This is a genomic window from Pseudomonas putida (assembly GCF_022627325.1).
In the GTDB taxonomy this organism is placed as follows: domain Bacteria; phylum Pseudomonadota; class Gammaproteobacteria; order Pseudomonadales; family Pseudomonadaceae; genus Aquipseudomonas; species Aquipseudomonas putida_X.
This window is the reverse complement of record NZ_JAETZZ010000011.1, coordinates 52,866-70,797: the sequence shown is the minus strand read 5'-3', so window position 1 is coordinate 70,797 and position 17,932 is coordinate 52,866. Positions and strand designations below refer to the sequence as shown.

The window sequence follows — 17,932 nt, the reverse complement described above, 5'->3', positions numbered from 1 at the left end:
ATTATCGGACGCCGAAGGCTACAGACAATCTGGGGATTTCTAAAGCGGTTTTTGTGTGGCCTGTACCGGCCTCATCGCCGGCAAGCCGGCTCCCACCGGCTGGTGCACGCCCCGGGCATGCGCACACCAGTGGGGCCCGCTGAACGACTACAGGCTCAAGGCCCGTGCGCACCAGTACAAGCCGGCTTGCCGGCGATGAGGCCGGTACAGGCTCAATCGATCAGCCCTGCGGCTGCATCGCCGCAAAGTGCGCCGCGAGGATCATGGCGAATTCTTCAACGGTCATCTTCTTGCCATTGAAGTCGACCATGCCATCGACGTAGTGCAGGCTAGCCACCACGTCATTGCCCTGCACGGTGGCCATGCCGCTCTGCAGCGCCATCAGGCCGACCATCTCACCCGCCTGGCTGGATTGCATGGCAATCGCCTGGGCATCGGTCTGCCCTTGCAGCAACGCCTGCAAGGTCGCCAGGTCACCGATCATCGGTTTGGACAGCGACAGCTTGCTCTTCACCTGAGTGATCAACTGCTTGCTCAACTGGTCAGGCGGCAGGTCGAAAGAGGTGGGGCTGGCGAAGTCCATCGCCAGGTTGAACCGGCTCTCACCGTTGGCCGTCTTGAACGAGAGATTCTCCACCGCCACTTGCGGCTTGGATGCCAACAGCTGCTTCAAGTCGCCCTGAAAAGCCGCCTTCTCCTGTTCATCCATCTGGATCTGCGGGATAGGCTGCCCTGCAGCGGCAGCCTGCTCGAACTCCGGCAGATGGGCCTGATACCACTGCGACAGCGACTGGAAGGCCGGAGCGTTGAGCGACTTGATGCTGACCGCCATCTGCCCGCTGCCGACTGCGCGGCCATCCCAATTGATGTCCGCGACCTTGTAATCCACACGACCACCGACGGTGTCGGGGCCATCGAGGTTCTGCACGGCGTGCTGCTCCAGGCCTTTGAGCAGCAGGACCTGCTGCTTGGGCCCCAGCGTCACCTTGGCTTCGGCCAGCAACACATCGACGTTACCGACATAGATCGCATCATGCTGGGTCGCGGCGAGTTCACCGCCGATTTTCAGCCCCTTGAGCTCGAACGTGGCCGGTGGGTGATCCACCCCAACCCTCTTCATTTCGAAACGATCGGCAGCGCCATGGAATTTCGACACTTTACCTTCACTGTCGCCACTGACCTGCAACTGCATACCTGAAAAATCGAGGCTAGTGCCGTTGTCTTCGGCCAGCTTGACCGGCGCCAGGAGGATGCTGCCATCGACACTGCCGTCAAAGCCCAGGCTGGTTCGCGAGCTGACCGGGGCCTTGTCGCCGGCGGCGGCGAACCAAGGCGCGGTGAAGTCGTCTTTGTCCAGCGAACTGTTGCTGGCTGCCAGCACCGGTATCAGTTTGAAGGCCTTGACCCGCGACCAAGGGAAAGGGCCGTGCTCGATATGGTCGGTGACACCCACCTCGAAACTGACCGGTTCACCGTCAGACAGGCGAATGTCGCGGACCTTGAGGCGGTAGTGCGCGGTACTGGTGAAAAGGTGCTGCTCAAGCGAGGCCACTTCGATGGTCATGCTGCCGCCAACCCCGACAAGGGCCTTCTTCAACTGAGCATTACTCTGGTTGACGGTGCGCTCCAGCTGCGCAGGCAGCTGCTTGCCGGTGTACCAGGCGCCGGCGGTGGTTACGACGGCAATGGCGATGGCCAGGCCGGAAAGGATGCCTACTGATTTCTTCATGAATAGAACCGATTGATGTCCATATGGGCGTGTTCACAGCCAGGAGCTGCGCGGGAGCAGAATAGTATCACTCCTACTCCTGGCCCAAGGGTCCCACGCGGACGCAATGGGCAATCGCGACCTGCCTGACGCACGCTTGGGAATCTTCCTATTCGTTAAATTTTACGAACATCCACATCGATCATAACCGCAAAAAAGCGCGCAAAAACCGAACATTAAGGCCAATAAATCGATAATTATTTCAATCTAGCAACATCTTGTCATGTTTAACTTGACACCAACCTACCCATCGTTTTTTATTTTCACCACCTTGCCCAGCGCCACTCCACGAAGAAGAACAGACGCGCCGTCATGATGCCTCACCGCCCCTGCCCGCACGCTCCACCTTCCTAGACCAGGCACTGCCAGCTCGACCCCGGCGCATCGCCTGCGTCTACCTCTGCTCCAACAATAAAGGTGAACAACATGGAGCCCACCCGCTCGCCATTGCCGCATGCGCACTACAACTCGCCCGCCGTTCACGCCCAGCCGAAGGAGCCATGCCAGTATGCAGCCTGACCACAGCGCCACCGGCAACGGCCAACTGCGTAAAACCTTGCGCCTCTGGCACGTGATCATCATCGGTCTGGCTTACCTGACACCGATGACCGTGTTCGACACTTTCGGCATCGTCTCAGGGATTACCGCAGGGCATGTGCCCAGTGCCTACATCCTGGCGCTGGCCGGCATTCTGTTCACCGCCGTGAGCTATGGCACCCTGGTGCGCCGCTTCCCGCAATCGGGGTCGGCCTACACCTACACACAGCGCGCCATCAACCCGCATGTGGGCTTTCTGGTCGGCTGGTCGTCGCTGCTCGACTACCTGCTGCTGCCGATGGTCAATGCCTTGTTGGCCAAGCTCTACCTGTCGGCCATGTTCCCCGAAGTGCCGGAGTGGATCTGGGTAGCGGGCTTCGTCACCCTGATCAGCCTGATCAACATGCGCAGCGTCAACCTGGTGGCACACTTCAACCTGCTGTTCGTGGCCGTGCAGGTCGCGATCATCGCCGTATTCATCTACCTGTGCGTGCGTGGCCTGGACCAGGGTGAAGGCCTGGGGACCGCGTGGAGCCTGCTGCCGTTCGCCGACAGCCAGACTCAGTTCAGCGCCCTGGCGGCCGGTGCGACCATCCTGTGCTTCTCGTTCCTGGGCTTCGACGCCGTGACATGCCTGTCCGAAGAAACCCGCGACCCGGCCAAGACCATCCCACGGGCGATCTTCCTGACTGCACTGATCGGTGGCCTGGTGTTCATCACCGTGTCGTACTTCATCCAGGCCTACTTCCCGACCATGGCACGCTTCCATGACCAGGAAGCGGCGCTGCCAGAAATCGCCCTCTACGTGGGTGGCAAGCTGTTCCAGTCGATCTTCATCGCCTGCACGGTGATCAACACCATCGCCTCGGGCCTGGCTTCGCAGACCAGCGTCTCGCGCCTGTTGTACGTGATGGGGCGTGACAAGGTGATCCCGGCCGGCATCTTCGCTCGCCTGCACCCGCGCTACAAAACACCGGTGCTGAACATAGCCGTGGTCGGCCTGATATCGCTGTCGGCGATCTTCTTCGACCTGGTTACCGCCACCTCGATCATCAACTTCGGGGCGCTGGTGGCGTTCAGCTTCGTCAACCTATCGGTGATCAACCACTGCTATCTGCGTGAAGGCAATCGCCGGGGGCTGGCGAACAAGCTCAGGTACCTGGTACTGCCGACCATCGGTTTCTGCATCATCGTGTCGCTGTGGCTGGACCTCAACGAACACTCGCTGATGTTCGGCGGGGTATGGGCGCTTCTTGGCCTGGTGTATCTGGCCTGGCTGACCAAGGCCTTCACTGCCGCCCCGCCGAACTACGTTGCCGAATGACACTTGCCATCTCCACCGCCCGCGCCTGAACGCGGGCGTTGTCCTTGCTCGAAAAGGAACGTTCTCATGCCGCTGCGTCGCCTTTCCATCCAGTGGAAGATCACCTTGCTTGCCGGCCTGTGCCTGCTGGCCATCGTCGCACTGCTGGTGGCCACCTCGCTGACCCAGGCGCAGCGCAGCGCAGCCCTGGTCAGCCAAGCCAACAGTGAAATGCTCGACCACAGCGCACGCCTGCGCCTGCAAGCCCAAGGCGAAACCCAGACCCTGCGTATTCAGCGCTACTTCATGGACGCCTACCAGTATGCCAACGGCTTTGCCCGCCTGGTGCAGGTGCTCAAAGCCCACGGCGCTAGCGACCTGCGCGCCGAATTGACCCGCCAGGCGCGCACCGCGCTGGCTGGCAACCCGGACGTGATCGGGCTTTATGTGGTGTTCCAGCCCAACGGGCTGGACCACCAGGACAGCCAGTTCGTCGCCCAAGACGCGGTGGGCAGCAACGACAGCGGGCGATTTTCGCTGTACTGGTCGCAACCCAGCCCCGGCACCCTTGAGCAGGAGGCGATGCCTGAAGCGATGCTGGCCGACAGCACGATCGGCGCCAACGGCGTAGCACAGAACCGCTGGCTGACCTGCCCGCTGGATACGGCCAAAGCCTGTGTCGTCGAGCCCTACCTCGATGAGGTCAACGGCCGCCAGGTATTGATGACGAGTATCGCCCTCCCCCTGCTGGAAGGCGGCAAGGTAGTGGGCGTGGTGGGCCTGGACATCGGCCTGGACAACCTGCAGCAGCTGAGCCTGGCGGGCCGCCAAGAGTTGTTCGATGGCCAGGGCCAGGTGAGCATCGTCAGCGATACCGGCTTGCTGGCTGGCCACAGCCGCGACGCCGGCAAGCTGGGCAAACCGCTGGACAACGACGTGGCGCAGGGAGTACTTCGCGTCGGTCGCCCGTTCGCGCCAATCCCAGGCGCCGCCCCCTGGCAGGTGCTGCTGGAACTGCCCGAAGCCGTGTTGCAAGCCCCCGCCGTCGCGCTCAACCAGAGGCTGAGCGAACACAACCAAAGCGCCAATCTGACCAGCCTGTTGATCGGCCTGGGTGCCGCGATCGTCGGCTTGCTGCTGGTCTGGCTGACCGCACGCGGTGTGACCCGGCCGATTCTGGCCGTAGCGGCACGCCTGGAGGATATCGCCAGCGGTGAGGGCGACCTGACTCGGCGCCTGGACTACGCGCGCCAGGACGAACTGGGCCTGTTGAGCGGCTGGTTCAACCGTTTCCTCGACAAACTGCAACCTGTGATTGCCCAAGTCAAAGGCTCGCTGCTCGAAGCCCGCGGCACCGCCGACCAGTCTGCTGCCATCGCCAGCCAGACCAGCAGTGGCATGCAACAGCAGCAACGCGAGATCGAGCAAGTGGCAACCGCCGCCAACGAGATGAGCGCAACGGCCCAGGATGTCGCCCACAATGCAGCGCAAGCAGCCCAGGCCGCACGTGGCGCCGACCAGGCGAGCCGCGAAGGCCTGCAACTGATCGCCAGCACCCGCCAGACGATTGACAACCTGGCATGCGGGATGGATGCCGCCATGGGCGAGGCACGCGCACTGGAGCAGCGCAGCGAGCAGATCGGTTCGGTACTGGAGGTGATCCGCGCCATTGCCGAGCAGACCAACCTATTGGCCCTCAACGCCGCCATCGAAGCGGCCCGCGCTGGCGAGGCCGGGCGGGGTTTTGCCGTGGTGGCCGACGAGGTGCGTAGCCTGGCGCAGCGCACCCAGGTGTCGGTGGAAGAAATCCGCCAGGTCATCGAGGGCCTGCAGCAAGGCACTCAGGATGTGGTCGGCGCCATGCACGATGGCCAGAAACAGGCGCAGGCCAGCGCCTTGCAAATGGAACAGGCACTGCCGACGCTGCAGCGCATAGGTGAAGCCGTGGCGGTGATCAGCGACATGAACCTGCAGATCGCTTCAGCCGCCGAAGAACAAAGCGCGGTGGCCGAGGAAGTGAACCGTAACGTGGCCGGCATCCGCGACGTGACTGAATCGCTCTCGGGCCAGGCGGACGAATCGGCGCGCATCAGCCAAGCGCTGAACCGCCTGGCCAATCAGCAGCAGGCGTTGATGGAGCAGTTTCGCGTCTAGTCTGTACGGGCTCCATCACCGGCTCGCCGGCAATGGGGCCCGCCCAGGCAATCCACCTTTTGAATGAGTTTCACCCATGGAAACACCCAACAGATCCGCCTTCTTCGACATCACCAGCGAACAGGGCCTGCTACGCACCTCGATCGCCGTCACCCTGTTCATCGCCACTATCGGCATCGCTTTCGGCCTGGCTTCCGGCTCGTTCTCGATCATTTTCGACGGTGTCTACTCGCTGGCCGACGCCGGCATGAGTGGCCTGTCGCTGGTGGTGGTGAAGCTGATCACTTCCCATGCCACCAGCCGGCACGTGTCACGCAAGCTGCGCGAACGCTTCACCATGGGTTTCTGGCACCTGGAGCCGATGGTGCTGGCGCTCAATGGCGTCCTGCTCAGCGGCGTGGCGCTGTACGCCCTGATCAATGCCGTCAGCAGCCTGCTCGAAGGCGGCCGCCATCTGGAGTTCGGCATCGCCATGGTTTATGCGGCGCTGACCGTGATCGCCTGCGCGACCATCGCTGTGGTCGAAGCCCGGGCCAACCGCCAGTTGAACTCGGATTTCGTGCGTATGGACGTCAAGGGTTGGGTAATGTCGGCCAGCATCACCGCAGCGTTGCTCGTCGCCTTCTGCTTCGGCTTTGCCGTGCAGGGCACGCAGTGGGCGTGGGTATCGCCGTACATCGACCCGGCGGTGCTCGCGCTGGTGTGCCTGGTCATCATTCCCTTGCCGTTGTCGGTGGTGCGCCAGGCCATGGCGGACATCTTCCTGGTCACGCCTGGCGACCTGATGCTGCACGTGGATGAGGTGGCCCGTGCGTTTGTCGCACGCCACGGCCTGGAATCCTATCGGGCGTATGTGGCCAAGGTTGGCCGCTCTCGGGAGATCGAACTGTATTTCATCGTGCCCAAGCACCTTCCAGCCAAAAGCATCGAAGCGTGGGATGCGCTGCGCTGTGAAGTCGGCGATGCGCTGGGTGGTGAGGGGCCGGACCGCTGGTTGACGGTCGTGTTTACCGCAGACCCTGAGTGGGCTGAATAAGGCGGGCCAACAGCACGGGGGTGCCGCTTGGCGCTGATCTGCAGGTGCCCTGCTCGGTGATACCCCTACCGCTAGTCGGATATTTCTGAGCGTTCTGAAGCAACGGCTAGCCTCCAGCCTAGCGTCAGGGATAACGCTGAACATTCGGTCCATGAAGGGCCAGTACGCCTCGTCGTCCCGACGCTTTATCTGCTGAGGAGACGATAATGAAAATAACCCTGAAACGGTTGGCGTGCCTGGGAGCGAGCTTCACCAGTGCGCTGGCCATGGCCGATGCGGCCAGCCCGCCGGTGCTTTCACCTGCAATTCCCTTCGACGTCAACGCTACATCCCCCTTCACCCTGGACAACCTGCAACACGCTTTCGACGTGCTGTCGTGGCAGACATTCGTTGCCCTGAACTGGCCCGCCGGCGCCGACGGCAGCGCCAACACCTCGGCGAAGATCGGCGCGCCGGGGCAAACGGTGTGGGAGTCGTGGAAGGAGAGCTACGAGATATTCCTGCCCCAAGGCCAGAAGCCGGTCGCCTGGAACCAGAAGGCACCACTGCCCGCCGCCTGCCAAGGCAAGGGTGACCTGCCCGTGCTGCAACAGATGGGAAAGGTCGCCGGTGTGCTCGACGAATTCATCCAGCCATTCAAGACCGGCCCACTGGTGGACCAGAACGGCACCTACACGCGCAACGCGATCATGGTCAACCAGCCGATGTTCGACGACATCGTCAACAATGGCCTGTACAGCAAGGAGGGCCAGCAAGCGTTCCTGAGCAAGGCCGATAACCGCATCGCCTTTGCCTGCGGCTCGCAGGAGGCCCAACAGGTCGGCGCGATCATGGTCAAGTCGTCCTGGAAGGTACTCGGCGGCAACGACAACGCCCAGGACTTCCACGCCGTCGACGCCTTGGTCTACACGCCCGGCAACGCCGACCCGAACAAAGGCGCGGTGATACCCGAGTCGTGCAGCGCACAGAAGGTCGGGCTGGTCGGCCTGCACATCGTGCACAAGACCAAGAGCGCGCCGCAGTGGGTATGGTCGAGCTTCGAACACGTGCGCAACGTGCCGGAAAAGACCACGCCGATGAACGAGCGCAAAGGCCCCTACCTGTTCTACGACGCCCAGGCCAGCGACCGCCCGGTGAACGAGCCGCCAGCGCAGCCGTGGGACCCCTCGAAGAAAGCCACGCCTTCGCAGATCGTGCGCGAGATCCCGCTCACCTCTGCGACCCAGCAGCTCAACGCGCAGTGGCAAGGCGCGCTCAAGGGCACTGTGTGGGCCAACTACCAGTTGATCAGCACCCAGTGGCCGACCGACGCCGCCGAGGACTGCCAAGTACCGTCGCCAACCAATCCGCTGGGCACGCCTGCGCCGAACTTCCTGGCCAACGCCACGCTGGAAACCTACAACCAGGGCACTACGCCGCAAGCTTCATCCAGTTGCATGGAGTGCCACAACAACGCGACCACCCGCGTGACCCAGTCACCGCGCACCAGCTTCGCCGATTTCACCTTCCTGCTTGAACGTGCCCAATCCACTGGCGCCAAGGAGTGATGCCATGAGCGACACTAACCTGCAGAACTTCATCGACCTGTCCGCCATCCTCACCGGCCTGTCAGCAGAACTGCTGGCGCCTTCGGTGGACCCGATCAACCTGCCGCCGGTGTTCTTCGCCACCGCCCAGCAAGGGATGGGGACCGCAGCGTTCAGCAACCTGCTGGAGCTGTACGTCAGTATCAAGGGCCAAACCCCGGCGCAAATCGCCAGCGCCGTACTCGGCAATGCGGACCCGCAGATCGCCCAAGGCGCCCGTTCGATCATGAAGCTGTGGCTGCTGGGCAGTTGGTACCAGCCATATGACCAAGGCAGCAAGCGCAAGGGTGACACCCGCGTGGTGTCTGACCAAGCCTACAAGCAAAGCTGGGCGTGGAAGATCGCCCAGTCTCACCCCATGGGCTATAGCCAGTACCACTTCGGCTACTGGGCCGAGCAGCCACCGACCCTCAAACAATTCACCGGTGTCGACGCCAAGGAAGGGCAGCAGCCATGAGCAACGTACACACCCAGAATATCGAAACCGCCGATGTGATCGTGGTGGGCGCCGGCATGGCCGGCAGCGTCATGGCCTACCAGTTGGGCCTGGCCGGCTTGAAAGTGCTGGTGCTCGAGTCGGGCCCGGCAATCCCGCCCAACCGCAGCGAGTATCTGGAGCGTTTCTACACCGCCGTGCTCAAGTCGCCGGAGTCGCCCTACCCGCCGGAGCAGACCGAGCAGACCCCGGCCACCCAGTTCGCCCCGCGCGCGACGATCCAGGACTTGATCACCGCCGGCAGCACCGACCCTGACAAGGTGCAGAAAAGCTACCTGGTACAGAAGGGGCCGCAGCTGTTCGCCAGCACCTACGAACGGGTAGGCGGCGGCACCATGTGGCACTGGATGGGCACCGCCCTGCGCCTGTTGCCCAACGACTTTCGCATGCGCACTGCGTACAACGTCGGGGTCGACTGGCCGATCAGCTACGACGACCTGCAGACCGCCTACTGCCGCGCCGAGGAGGAAATGGGCGTGTCCGCCGATGTCGCCTCGCAGGCCTACCTGGGCGTGACCTTCCCGCTGGGGTATGAATACAGCATGCACGGCATCCCGCCGTCGCTGGTCGACCAGGGCCTGGGCAAGAACGTCACGGGCACGGTGTACCAGAGCCCGGAGAAAGCACCGGACGGCAAGCCGTACCCCGGTGTCACGCTCAACGTCCGGCAGACCCCGGCCGGGCGCAACTCGCAGAGCGACAACGGCCGCCGGGTGTGTGCCGGTAACACCAGCTGCACGCCGATCTGCCCGATCCAGGCCAAGTACGACGCCACCGTGACCATGGCCAAGGCACTGGATACCGGCAATGTGCGCATCCTTTACCAGACCGTGGCGAGCCAGGTGCAGGTCGATGCCAATGGGGTCACGGGGATTGATTTCATCCAGTACCAGAACAATGGCACGCGTCAGAACGGCACGGCCCAGGGCAAGCGCTACGTGATCGCCGCCCACGCGATCGAAACGCCGAAGCTGTTACTCAACTCCATCGGCCCCAACAGCCCTAAAGGGGTCGCCAACAGCAGCGGCCAGGTTGGCCAGGCGTTGGCGGACCACCCGGTGTACCTGGCCTGGGGCCTGATGCCCGAAGGCAAGCCGCTGTTCCCGTTCCGCGGGCCGTTGTCCACCTCGGGGATCGAGGATATGCGCGATGGCCCGTTCCGCAGCCAGCGTGCCGCTTGGCGTATCGAGATCGGCAACGAAGGTTGGAACTGGTCGGTGAACGACCCCTACGCCTCGGTCTGCGATTTCATCGACGGCACCAACGACGGCGGCGCTAACCCCAACAACCTGGCGTTGTCTGGCGAGGCGCTGGTGCAGCAGCTCAACAGCGTGCTGACCCGCCAGTTCCGTCTGGGCTTCTTGATCGAGCAGGTGGAGGAAGACCCTGACCATGCGCTGTGCCGGGTGGAGCGCAGCACGGAGTTCACCGACGGCCTGGGCCTGCCCCGCCCACAGATCACCTACGCGCTGTCCGACTACACCAAGGAGGGCTTCAAACAAGCGCGCCTGGCCGCCACCCATATCATCACCAACCTGATGGGCGCCACCGAGCTGACCAACCTGAACCCTGAACTCAAGCCCGGTTCGCAAACGGTGTTCAACTACGACGGCCAGAACTACGCGTTCTTCGGCGCTGGCCACCTGATGGGCACCTACCGCATGGGCGCGGACCGCACCAAATCGGTGGTGGACAAGGACCAGCGCAGCTGGGACCACCCCAACCTGTTTCTGGTCGGCGACGGCGTATTCCCCACCACCGGCACGGCCAACCCGACCTTGACCATCACCGCACTGACGTTCCAGGCGGCCGACGTGGTGGCCAGCGACCTGCTCAAACGCACGCTGCAGGTGCAGGCCAACCAGGGATGGCAGGCCACGGGTATGCAGGTCAATGGGCAAAGCTGGCAGCTGGCGGTGTGTACGGGCGGGCAGTGGACGGCCAACCCGGCCACCGGCATGGTAGGCGCGAAGGGCAACCCGGCGCTGATCGCCAAGCCGGGCTACACCCTGCCGGGGCAGAACGAAGGGGCATTGATCGGGCGCATCGGCAGCAACGGCGTGCCGTTCCTGGTGGGTGATCAGGTGCAATTGCCGCGCGGCCAGCAGGGTGAATTGCAGCTGTGCATCAACGACGACCTGGCTGGGCGGTATGGGGCTGGCCTGAGCGATAACCTGGGCAGCCTGTCGGTGGAGGTACGTTTCGGGGCGCTCTAGGCAATGTCGTACCAACCCCACACTGCTCGGGCAATGGCGCAGCAGTGTGGGGTTGGTTTCTCAGCCCAGGTGGGCCAGCGGTTCGCGGCAATGTGCGCTAACCGGCCGGCCAGCATGCGGCGTCAGGAAGTGGCTTTGAATGTGGGGTTCATGGAGCGGTTACAACGCATTCTATGCCGCGTATGGCCCCCAAAATGCGACAGCCCCTGAACCATTTGAAGCGGTAAGCGAGCTGCGGGGATCTTGAGCCTGATGCAGTAGGCATGTATGAACGGGCATGATGCTTAGGGGGATCTCAGAGACTTTACTACTGCGGCTTGCTACGCAGCGAGCATTTGAAATTTATCCGTTGTTGCCGGAAAACGAATCATGGCTGAAGTTATTAAATACATTCAAGCCAACGTCCCTGAAAGTGGGTACGTCAGCCTTATCGCGGATGGCCAAGCACAAGACCTTTACGCACAGTTTGGTTTCATTCACACGGCACCACGTTCTGTAGGGATGGCTTACAGTTTCCCACCTAAGCCTACCGGTCACACATCTTGATGCGATGAACACGGGCTGGCGGTGACAAAGCGTTGCTCCAGTTATAGGTATTCCTAGACGATACAGGCCCGGAATGCGTTGGTGAAAGGGCTTCCGCGACGTATGAAATGCTGAAGCCAAGAGCAATCCCGTCCGCTTAAATACGCGCACACAACCACTCTTAAAGCTGAAATTTCGACCTCCAAGGGGTGCACCTGTTGCGCCTCGACAAAATTGCGCCGTGTATAAACCCTGTACGCCAACCGTTCGACACCGCGGAATGCAGGTAGAGGCAGGTGCCTTCGTTTGCTGGACCAACGAAAAAGCCCGCAAACCAATGAAGGTTGCGGGCTTTTTCATATTTACGTCACGGTGAAGCGCGCCTGTTGCTCGCTCCATTCGGTTGAAAGACTAGAAAGCTGGCTGATACAAGCCCCTCTCCAGCACTCACGAACCGCTTTGCATATGGTGGGTCGTGTAGGATTCGAACCTACGACCAATTGGTTAAAAGCCAACTGCTCTACCAACTGAGCTAACGACCCGTTGGATGGCGCGTATAATACTGATTTCTAACGAGAAATCAACACCCCATCAAAACTTTTTTCAAAAATAACGGGTTGGGTCGTCTACACCGGCAGCCTTGAAGCCATCGGCGCGCAGGCGACAGCTGTCGCACTTGCCACAGGCACGCCCGTCATCGTCGGCCTGGTAGCAGGACACTGTCAGGCTGTAGTCCACACCACGGGCCATACCGGCCTGTACGATCTGCGCCTTGCTCATGTTCTGCAGTGGCGCCTGGATGCGGAAGCCCTGCCCCTCGACACCGGCCTTGGTAGCGAGGTTGGCCATGCGCTCGAACGCTTCGACGAACTCAGGTCGGCAATCGGGGTAGCCCGAATAGTCCACGGCATTGACACCGATGAAGATGTCGCGCGCCTGCAGCACCTCTGCCCAGCCCAGGGCCAAGGACAGGAACACGGTATTGCGCGCCGGCACGTAAGTCACCGGAATGCCCTCGCCCGGGGCTTCCGGTACATCGATGCTGCTGTCGGTCAGCGCCGAACCACCTATGCCATCGAGGTTCAAGCCGATGACTTTGTGCTCGACCACGCCAAGGTCACTGGCGACCCGCGCCGCAGCGTTCAATTCAGCACGATGGCGCTGGCCATAATCGAAGCTCATGGTGTAGCAGCTGTAGCCTTCAGCTTTGGCCATGGCGACGACAGTGGCCGAGTCCAGGCCGCCGGACAGCAGGATTACTGCGCGTTTCTCAGTCATGTGCGTTTGCTCCTAATCAACGTCCGGGTTCGTCGTTCCACAGCAGCTTGTGCAGCTGCAGCTGGAAACGCACGGGCAGGTTGTCGGCAACGATCCAGTCGGCCAGATCACTGGCCTTCACCTGGTGATGGCTTGGCGAAAACAGCACCTCGCCGGCTCGCTCGGCGAGGTTGTACTGAATCAGCTTGGACACCGCCCAGTCATAGTCTTCGCGCGAGCAGATGACGAACTTGACCTGGTCATTGCGGGTCAGCTGCTCGATGTTCTCGTAGAGGTTGCGGTGGGACTCTTCGGAGCCCGGCGTCTTGAGGTCCACCACGCGGCTGACGCGCACATCGGTACCCGAGATATCCAGGGCACCACTGGTTTCCAGCGAAACCTCATAGCCCGCATCGCACAGACGCTGCAGCAGCGGCAAGGCATTTGGCTGAGCCAGGGGTTCGCCGCCCGTTACGCAGACGTAACGTGGTTTGAAGCCGGCCACCTGTTCCATGATCGAATCGAGGCTACGCACAGTACCGCCACTGAAGGCGTAGGCACTGTCGCAATATTGACAGCGCAGGGGGCAACCGGTCAGGCGCACGAATACCGTGGGCAGCCCAGCCGTGCGTGTTTCACCCTGCAAAGAGTAAAAGATTTCGGTGATGCGTAATGTGTCTTGCATGATCGCCACGGGCGTGACAGCTAAACAGGCTGTCCGCCTCCGTCAGGCACTGTCGCGGACTCGACATGGCGTTATCCGCAGCAGCGTGTTTAAGAAAAAGGGCACTGATTCTAACGAAAAAACCCGCGACTGGCGCGGGTTTCTTTTGAACGGTGTTACTTAGAGCTTCTGCAGGTCACGCTGCGCCAGCTGTGCGGCGGAGGTGCCGGGGTACTGGGTAATGACTTGCTGCAGGATGCCCTTGACCTTGTCGGTATGGCCCATGCGGCGCTCGACGTCGGCCAGCTTGTACAGTGAGTCCGGTACCTTGCTGTGCTTGGGATACTTCTGGCTGACCTGGGCAAAAGCCTGGCTGGCACTTTGCAGGTCACCCTTGGCCAGGTTTACCTCACCCAACCAGTACTGGGCGTTGCCTGCGTACTGGCTGTTCGGGTACTTGCGCAGGAAGGCGGCGAACGCCTGGCTGGCCTTGTCGAAGTCCTTCTGCTTGATCAGGTCGAAAGCCGCATCGTAATAGAGCTTTTCTTTCGCCGGATCACCCGGCTCGCTGTTGGCGGCCGGCTGCTGTGCAGCAGCGCCAGCGGCGCCTGCTGCTGCACCGGCGGCGGCATCGGGTGCACCACCGGTGGAGGAATTATCGGGGGTCGCGGCAGGCGCGCCACCACTGTTGATGCGGCGGTCCAGATCCTGGTAACGCTCCAGGCTTTCCTGCTTCATGCGGGCGACATCGTTTTGCAGCTCTTCGATGATGCCTTGCTGGCGGGATATCTGGTCCTGCATCTGTTGCAGCTGCATGAACAGCTGGCCCTGTGCTGAGGCAGGGGTCGAAGCCCCTGCCCCGGCATAGGCGCCGCTCGTGCCATAACCCGAAGGTGGATAAGCACCTGCGTTGTCATCTACTACAGGAACCGCAGCCCACGCCGAAAGCGGAAGGCTGAGTGCGAGGACGGTCACAGCACGACGGCACATACGCATAAGAACTTACTTACGCAGTTCTACGCGGCGGTTCTGAGCCCAGGACTGCTCGTCGTTGCCGGTGGCAACTGGACGCTCTTCGCCGTAGGAAACCAGTTCCAGCTGAGCAGGGGAAACGCCCTGCAGAACCAGGTAGCGCTGAACGGCCTTGGCACGACGCTCGCCCAGAGCCATGTTGTACTCGCGAGTACCGCGCTCGTCGGTGTTGCCTTCCAGAACAACGCGGTTGCCGTTGGCTTTCAGGTCCTTGGCGTGAACGTCCAGAGCGCGCATGGCTTCTGGCTTCAGGTCCGAGCTGTCGTATTCGAAGTAGAAGGTGGTGATTGCGCGCAGGGCGGCTTCTTCGCTCAGGGAACCGTCAACAGCGCCAGTGTTGGCACCGTAGCCAGCGTTAGGATCGACAGCGCCTTCGCCAGCGTTGTCACCGCCCTTCGAGGAGCAACCTACAGCTACAGCCATGGCCAGAGCCAGCGCAGCAAATTTACCAAACTTCAGCATTTCCATCGTGAAACTCCTAATGAAACCCCAGTGTGTTAAGCAAAACGTATTACGCCGCGATCAGTTCAGGTAAGGGGACCAGGACGGTTCTCTGACTTCGCCTTGAGCGGTAGGAAGTGGGAGCCTCACGCGGCCATTAAGCGACACGAGCATCAAGACTCCCCGGCCCTGCTGGCGGGTGGCGTAGATTAGCATGGTGCCGTTTGGCGCAACAGTGGGAGACTCATCAAGACTTGTTTCCGAGAGAATCTTTACACTTCCTCTTTGCAAGTCTTGCGCCGCCACTTTGAAGTTGGTGAAACCCTGCTGACGATGGATCATTACCAGCGTCTTTTCATCCGCCGAAAGCTTCGGGTTGGCGTTGTAGTTACCGACGAACGTCACACGCTCGGCGCTGCCGCCACTGACCGACTGTTTGTAGATCTGCGGCTTGCCGCCACGGTCGGAGGTGAAATACAGGGTGTTGCCATCCTTGCCCCAGAACGGCTCGGTATTGATACCTGGGCCGGCAGTGACACGGCTGATCTGGCGCGAAGCCACGTTCATCACGTAGATGTCCGGGTTACCGTCCTTGGACAGCACGAACGCCAGGCGCGAACCATCCGGCGACCAGGCAGGCGCGCCGTTGAGGCCTTCGAAGTTGGTCACCTGTTCACGGCGGCCTGTGTCGATGTGCTGGATGAAAATGCGCGGACGCTTCTGCTCGAACGAGACATAGGCGATACGCTTGCCATCCGGGGCGAAACGCGGCGACAGGATAGGCTCACGCGACTGCAGCAACGTCACTGCACGCGCACCGTCGTAGTCCGAACGCTGCAGGGTGTAGCGGGTATTATTGGTCGAGAAACGCTCGGCGGTCACGTACAGCATGCGGGTGGAAAACGCACCCTTGATACCGGTGAGCTTCTCGAACGACTGGTCGGCAATGTAGTGCGACATGTCGCGAAACTGGTCGACGCTGCCGGCAACGCTGCCGGTCAGCACTTGCTGCTCGGTGGCGACGTTGAACAGCGCATACTGCACCTGCAGGCGGGCGCCCGACGGTACGATGCTGCCGACCATCACGTACTGGGCGCCCAGGGCTTTCCAGTCCCGGAAGATCACTTCGCTGGCCTGGGTAGGCTGGCTGATCATGTTCTGCCGCGGGATGGGCGCGTAGTAGCCGGAGTTGCGCAGGTCATTACCAATGATATCGGCCATGTCTTCCGGCAGCACACTGCCACCCTGCAGACCGAACGGCACTACCGCGATGGGCGTTGCCCGATCGCTGCCGCTGGTGACCAGGATGTTCTTTTCCTCTGCCATGGCCATGCCTGCCACGCAGCACAGCATGACCAGCAGTCCTCGAAGGAGTTTAATCACAACGCTAGATCCTCAGGTGTAAATGTCATCTTGAACGAACGATACGGATTGAACTCGTTCGGCTTCAAGCCCTGCATTTCGGTCAGACGACCGATGTTCTTGACCGCTGCCACCGCCGAACTGTCGAACGGGCCGTCACCACTGGAGCGCGACACGCTGACATTGGTGATGGTGCCATCGGGCAGCATGTTGATCTGCAGGACTACCGTCATGCCCTTGCGCGCTGAAGGGGGACGCGCCCAACCTTCGGCCGCTCGCATGCGGATCAGGTCGTCGAAATCGCCGGCCACCTGGTCACCCTGCTCGTCGGCCAGCGCCTGCTGCCGCTCGGTGGAGTCAGACAACAGCTCGGCCAGGGCCTGGGCTTTCTTGTCTTCTGCCGCCTTGCGGGCCGCTTCCTGTGCCTTTTTCTTCTGGGCATCTGCAGCGGCCTTTTTCTTGGCCTCTTCAGCTGCCTTCTTCTTCGCTTCCTCGGCCGCCGCTTTTTTCTTGGCGTCCTCGGCTGCTTTCTTCTTGGCCTCCTCGGCTGCCTTCTTCTTGGCATCCTCGGCGGCTTGTTTCTTGGCCTCTTCGGCAGCCTGCTTCTTGGCCTCTTCCTCAGCCTTTTTCTTGGCGATGTCGGCCTGCTGCTTTTCAGCGGCCTTTTTCGCCTCGTCGGCCTTTTTGGCTTCGGCGGCTTTCTTGGCTTCGGCGGCCTTGGCAGCGTCTTCTGCCTTCTTCGCCTCAGCAGCTTCGCGAGCCTCTTCGGCCTTTTGAGCGGCATCGGCTTTCTTTTGTTCCGCGGCCTTCACGGCCTCCTGCTCGACCTTCTTCTGTTCCAACTGCTCGACTTCGGTCTGACGCGCGGCGGTTTTCTTCGCTTCCCCGGCAATCTTCTGATTGGTCTGGGTGGTCGCCTGGCTCTTGGACTTGAGCTGATACAGCGTAGCCTGAACGATCGGCTTGGAAGGCGGCAATTCTGGCGTCATGGCAAAACTGACGAACAGCAATGCGAACACAAGCACATGCAGGCCGATGGCCCAGACACTGGGCCAGAAGTAGCTTTCCGAGGCGGATGGCTCTCGCTGTTGCATCAGGGCGCCTCGGTAATCAGGCCAACGTTACCGACACCGGCCTTCTGCAACCCGCCCATGGCACCCATGACCGCGCCGTAGTCGACAGCCTTGTCGCCACGAATGAAGACCTGGGTCTGCTTGCCCTGGTCGCGACCGGCGGCAATGATCTTGGTCACTGCACTGGTCATTTCGGGCAAGGTCATGGCCTTGTCCATCTGCTTGTCGGTATCGACTTCGCTGCCCAGGTTCCAGTAATACGTCTTGTCGGCTTTGATGGAGATGGTCAGGATCTGGACATTGTTGTCCTGCGGCAAGGCTTCGCTGGAAACCTTGGGCAGGTCGACCTTCACGCCCTGATTGAGCATGGGAGCCGTCACCATGAAGATGACCAGCAGCACCAGCATCACGTCGATGTAGGGCACCACGTTCATCTCGGCGACCGGCTTGCGTTTGTGGCGAACTCGGGCCATGGGTTTGTA

Annotated in this window: 14 protein-coding genes, 1 tRNA gene and 1 pseudogene; 7 read left to right on the top strand and 9 right to left on the bottom strand. The window is 61.5% G+C overall.

Annotation, left to right across the window (positions count from 1 at the left end; genetic code table 11):
* Positions 1-220 precede the first annotated feature (220 nt).
* Positions 221-1,729, bottom strand: coding sequence for a YdgA family protein (locus tag JNA92_RS17900; RefSeq protein WP_241805984.1), 1,509 nt, complete (start codon positions 1,727-1,729; stop codon positions 221-223).
* 547 nt (positions 1,730-2,276) lie between these two features.
* Between JNA92_RS17900 and JNA92_RS17895 the strand changes: the two genes are divergently transcribed.
* From JNA92_RS17895 to JNA92_RS17870, 7 genes and pseudogenes are all read left to right on the top strand, one after another.
* A complete protein-coding gene (locus tag JNA92_RS17895; RefSeq protein ID WP_241805983.1) occupies positions 2,277-3,629 on the top strand; it encodes an APC family permease in 1,353 nt (450 codons plus the stop codon).
* A 66-nt stretch (positions 3,630-3,695) separates the two neighbouring features.
* Positions 3,696-4,904, top strand: a pseudogene (locus JNA92_RS26120) (HAMP domain-containing protein); the annotation flags it as partial.
* 102 nt (positions 4,905-5,006) lie between these two features.
* Positions 5,007-5,762: a methyl-accepting chemotaxis protein gene (locus tag JNA92_RS26115; protein ID WP_431312471.1), complete on the top strand. Its 756-nt coding sequence runs from the start codon at positions 5,007-5,009 to the stop codon at positions 5,760-5,762.
* Between the two features lie 76 nt (positions 5,763-5,838).
* Positions 5,839-6,798, top strand: a complete 960-nt coding sequence (locus JNA92_RS17885) for a cation diffusion facilitator family transporter (RefSeq protein WP_241805981.1) — start codon at positions 5,839-5,841, stop codon at positions 6,796-6,798.
* 206 nt (positions 6,799-7,004) lie between these two features.
* A complete protein-coding gene (locus JNA92_RS17880) occupies positions 7,005-8,345 on the top strand; it encodes a cytochrome C (protein ID WP_241805980.1) in 1,341 nt (446 codons plus the stop codon).
* Positions 8,346-8,349: 4 nt separating this feature from the next.
* Entirely contained in the window at positions 8,350-8,841 is a 492-nt protein-coding gene (locus JNA92_RS17875) for a sorbitol dehydrogenase (RefSeq protein WP_241805979.1), read from the top strand.
* Positions 8,838-11,096, top strand: coding sequence for a GMC oxidoreductase (locus JNA92_RS17870; protein WP_241805978.1), 2,259 nt, complete (start codon positions 8,838-8,840; stop codon positions 11,094-11,096). The genes JNA92_RS17875 and JNA92_RS17870 overlap by 4 nt, the downstream gene beginning before the upstream one ends.
* 991 nt (positions 11,097-12,087) lie before the next feature.
* Here JNA92_RS17870 and JNA92_RS17865 read toward each other — a convergent pair.
* From JNA92_RS17865 to tolR, 8 genes are all read right to left on the bottom strand, one after another.
* Positions 12,088-12,163 (bottom strand) — tRNA-Lys (locus tag JNA92_RS17865).
* Positions 12,164-12,224: 61 nt separating this feature from the next.
* Positions 12,225-12,899: a 7-cyano-7-deazaguanine synthase QueC gene (gene queC / locus JNA92_RS17860; RefSeq protein WP_241805977.1), complete on the bottom strand. Its 675-nt coding sequence runs from the start codon at positions 12,897-12,899 to the stop codon at positions 12,225-12,227.
* A 16-nt stretch (positions 12,900-12,915) separates the two neighbouring features.
* The gene (gene queE, locus JNA92_RS17855; RefSeq protein ID WP_241805976.1) at positions 12,916-13,563 is read right to left on the bottom strand and encodes a 7-carboxy-7-deazaguanine synthase QueE; all 648 of its coding nucleotides are present in this window, start codon (positions 13,561-13,563) and stop codon (positions 12,916-12,918) included.
* Between the two features lie 159 nt (positions 13,564-13,722).
* Complete coding sequence (gene ybgF, locus JNA92_RS17850) at positions 13,723-14,538, bottom strand: tol-pal system protein YbgF (protein ID WP_241805975.1); 816 nt, start codon at positions 14,536-14,538, stop codon at positions 13,723-13,725.
* Positions 14,539-14,544: 6 nt separating this feature from the next.
* Positions 14,545-15,042, bottom strand: coding sequence for a peptidoglycan-associated lipoprotein Pal (gene pal / locus JNA92_RS17845; RefSeq protein WP_023381906.1), 498 nt, complete (start codon positions 15,040-15,042; stop codon positions 14,545-14,547).
* Between the two features lie 54 nt (positions 15,043-15,096).
* Complete coding sequence (gene tolB, locus JNA92_RS17840) at positions 15,097-16,368, bottom strand: Tol-Pal system beta propeller repeat protein TolB (protein WP_241806131.1); 1,272 nt, start codon at positions 16,366-16,368, stop codon at positions 15,097-15,099.
* Positions 16,369-16,394: 26 nt separating this feature from the next.
* Entirely contained in the window at positions 16,395-17,471 is a 1,077-nt protein-coding gene (tolA, locus tag JNA92_RS17835; protein ID WP_241805974.1) for a cell envelope integrity protein TolA, read from the bottom strand.
* A complete protein-coding gene (gene tolR / locus JNA92_RS17830; RefSeq protein WP_012315816.1) occupies positions 17,471-17,923 on the bottom strand; it encodes a protein TolR in 453 nt (150 codons plus the stop codon). The genes tolA and tolR overlap by 1 nt, the downstream gene beginning before the upstream one ends.
* Between the last annotated feature and the right edge of the window lie 9 nt (positions 17,924-17,932).

Excerpts from the sequence above, each read along its gene's own strand:
- JNA92_RS17900 (WP_241805984.1), bottom strand. The coding sequence starts at position 1,729 with ATGAAGAAATCAGTAGGCATCCTTTCCGGCCTGGCCATCGCCATTGCC.
- queC (WP_241805977.1), bottom strand. The coding sequence starts at position 12,899 with ATGACTGAGAAACGCGCAGTAATCCTGCTGTCCGGCGGCCTGGACTCG.
- queE (WP_241805976.1), bottom strand. The coding sequence starts at position 13,563 with ATGCAAGACACATTACGCATCACCGAAATCTTTTACTCTTTGCAGGGT.
- ybgF (WP_241805975.1), bottom strand. The coding sequence starts at position 14,538 with ATGCGTATGTGCCGTCGTGCTGTGACCGTCCTCGCACTCAGCCTTCCG.
- tolR (WP_012315816.1), bottom strand. The coding sequence starts at position 17,923 with ATGGCCCGAGTTCGCCACAAACGCAAGCCGGTCGCCGAGATGAACGTG.
- JNA92_RS17870 (WP_241805978.1), top strand. The coding sequence starts at position 8,838 with ATGAGCAACGTACACACCCAGAATATCGAAACCGCCGATGTGATCGTG.
- tolB (WP_241806131.1), bottom strand. The coding sequence starts at position 16,368 with ATGCTGTGCTGCGTGGCAGGCATGGCCATGGCAGAGGAAAAGAACATC.
- tolA (WP_241805974.1), bottom strand. The coding sequence starts at position 17,471 with ATGCAACAGCGAGAGCCATCCGCCTCGGAAAGCTACTTCTGGCCCAGT.
- pal (WP_023381906.1), bottom strand. The coding sequence starts at position 15,042 with ATGGAAATGCTGAAGTTTGGTAAATTTGCTGCGCTGGCTCTGGCCATG.
- JNA92_RS17880 (WP_241805980.1), top strand. The coding sequence starts at position 7,005 with ATGAAAATAACCCTGAAACGGTTGGCGTGCCTGGGAGCGAGCTTCACC.
- JNA92_RS17875 (WP_241805979.1), top strand. The coding sequence starts at position 8,350 with ATGAGCGACACTAACCTGCAGAACTTCATCGACCTGTCCGCCATCCTC.
- JNA92_RS17895 (WP_241805983.1), top strand. The coding sequence starts at position 2,277 with ATGCAGCCTGACCACAGCGCCACCGGCAACGGCCAACTGCGTAAAACC.
- JNA92_RS17885 (WP_241805981.1), top strand. The coding sequence starts at position 5,839 with ATGGAAACACCCAACAGATCCGCCTTCTTCGACATCACCAGCGAACAG.
- JNA92_RS26115 (WP_431312471.1), top strand. The coding sequence starts at position 5,007 with ATGCAACAGCAGCAACGCGAGATCGAGCAAGTGGCAACCGCCGCCAAC.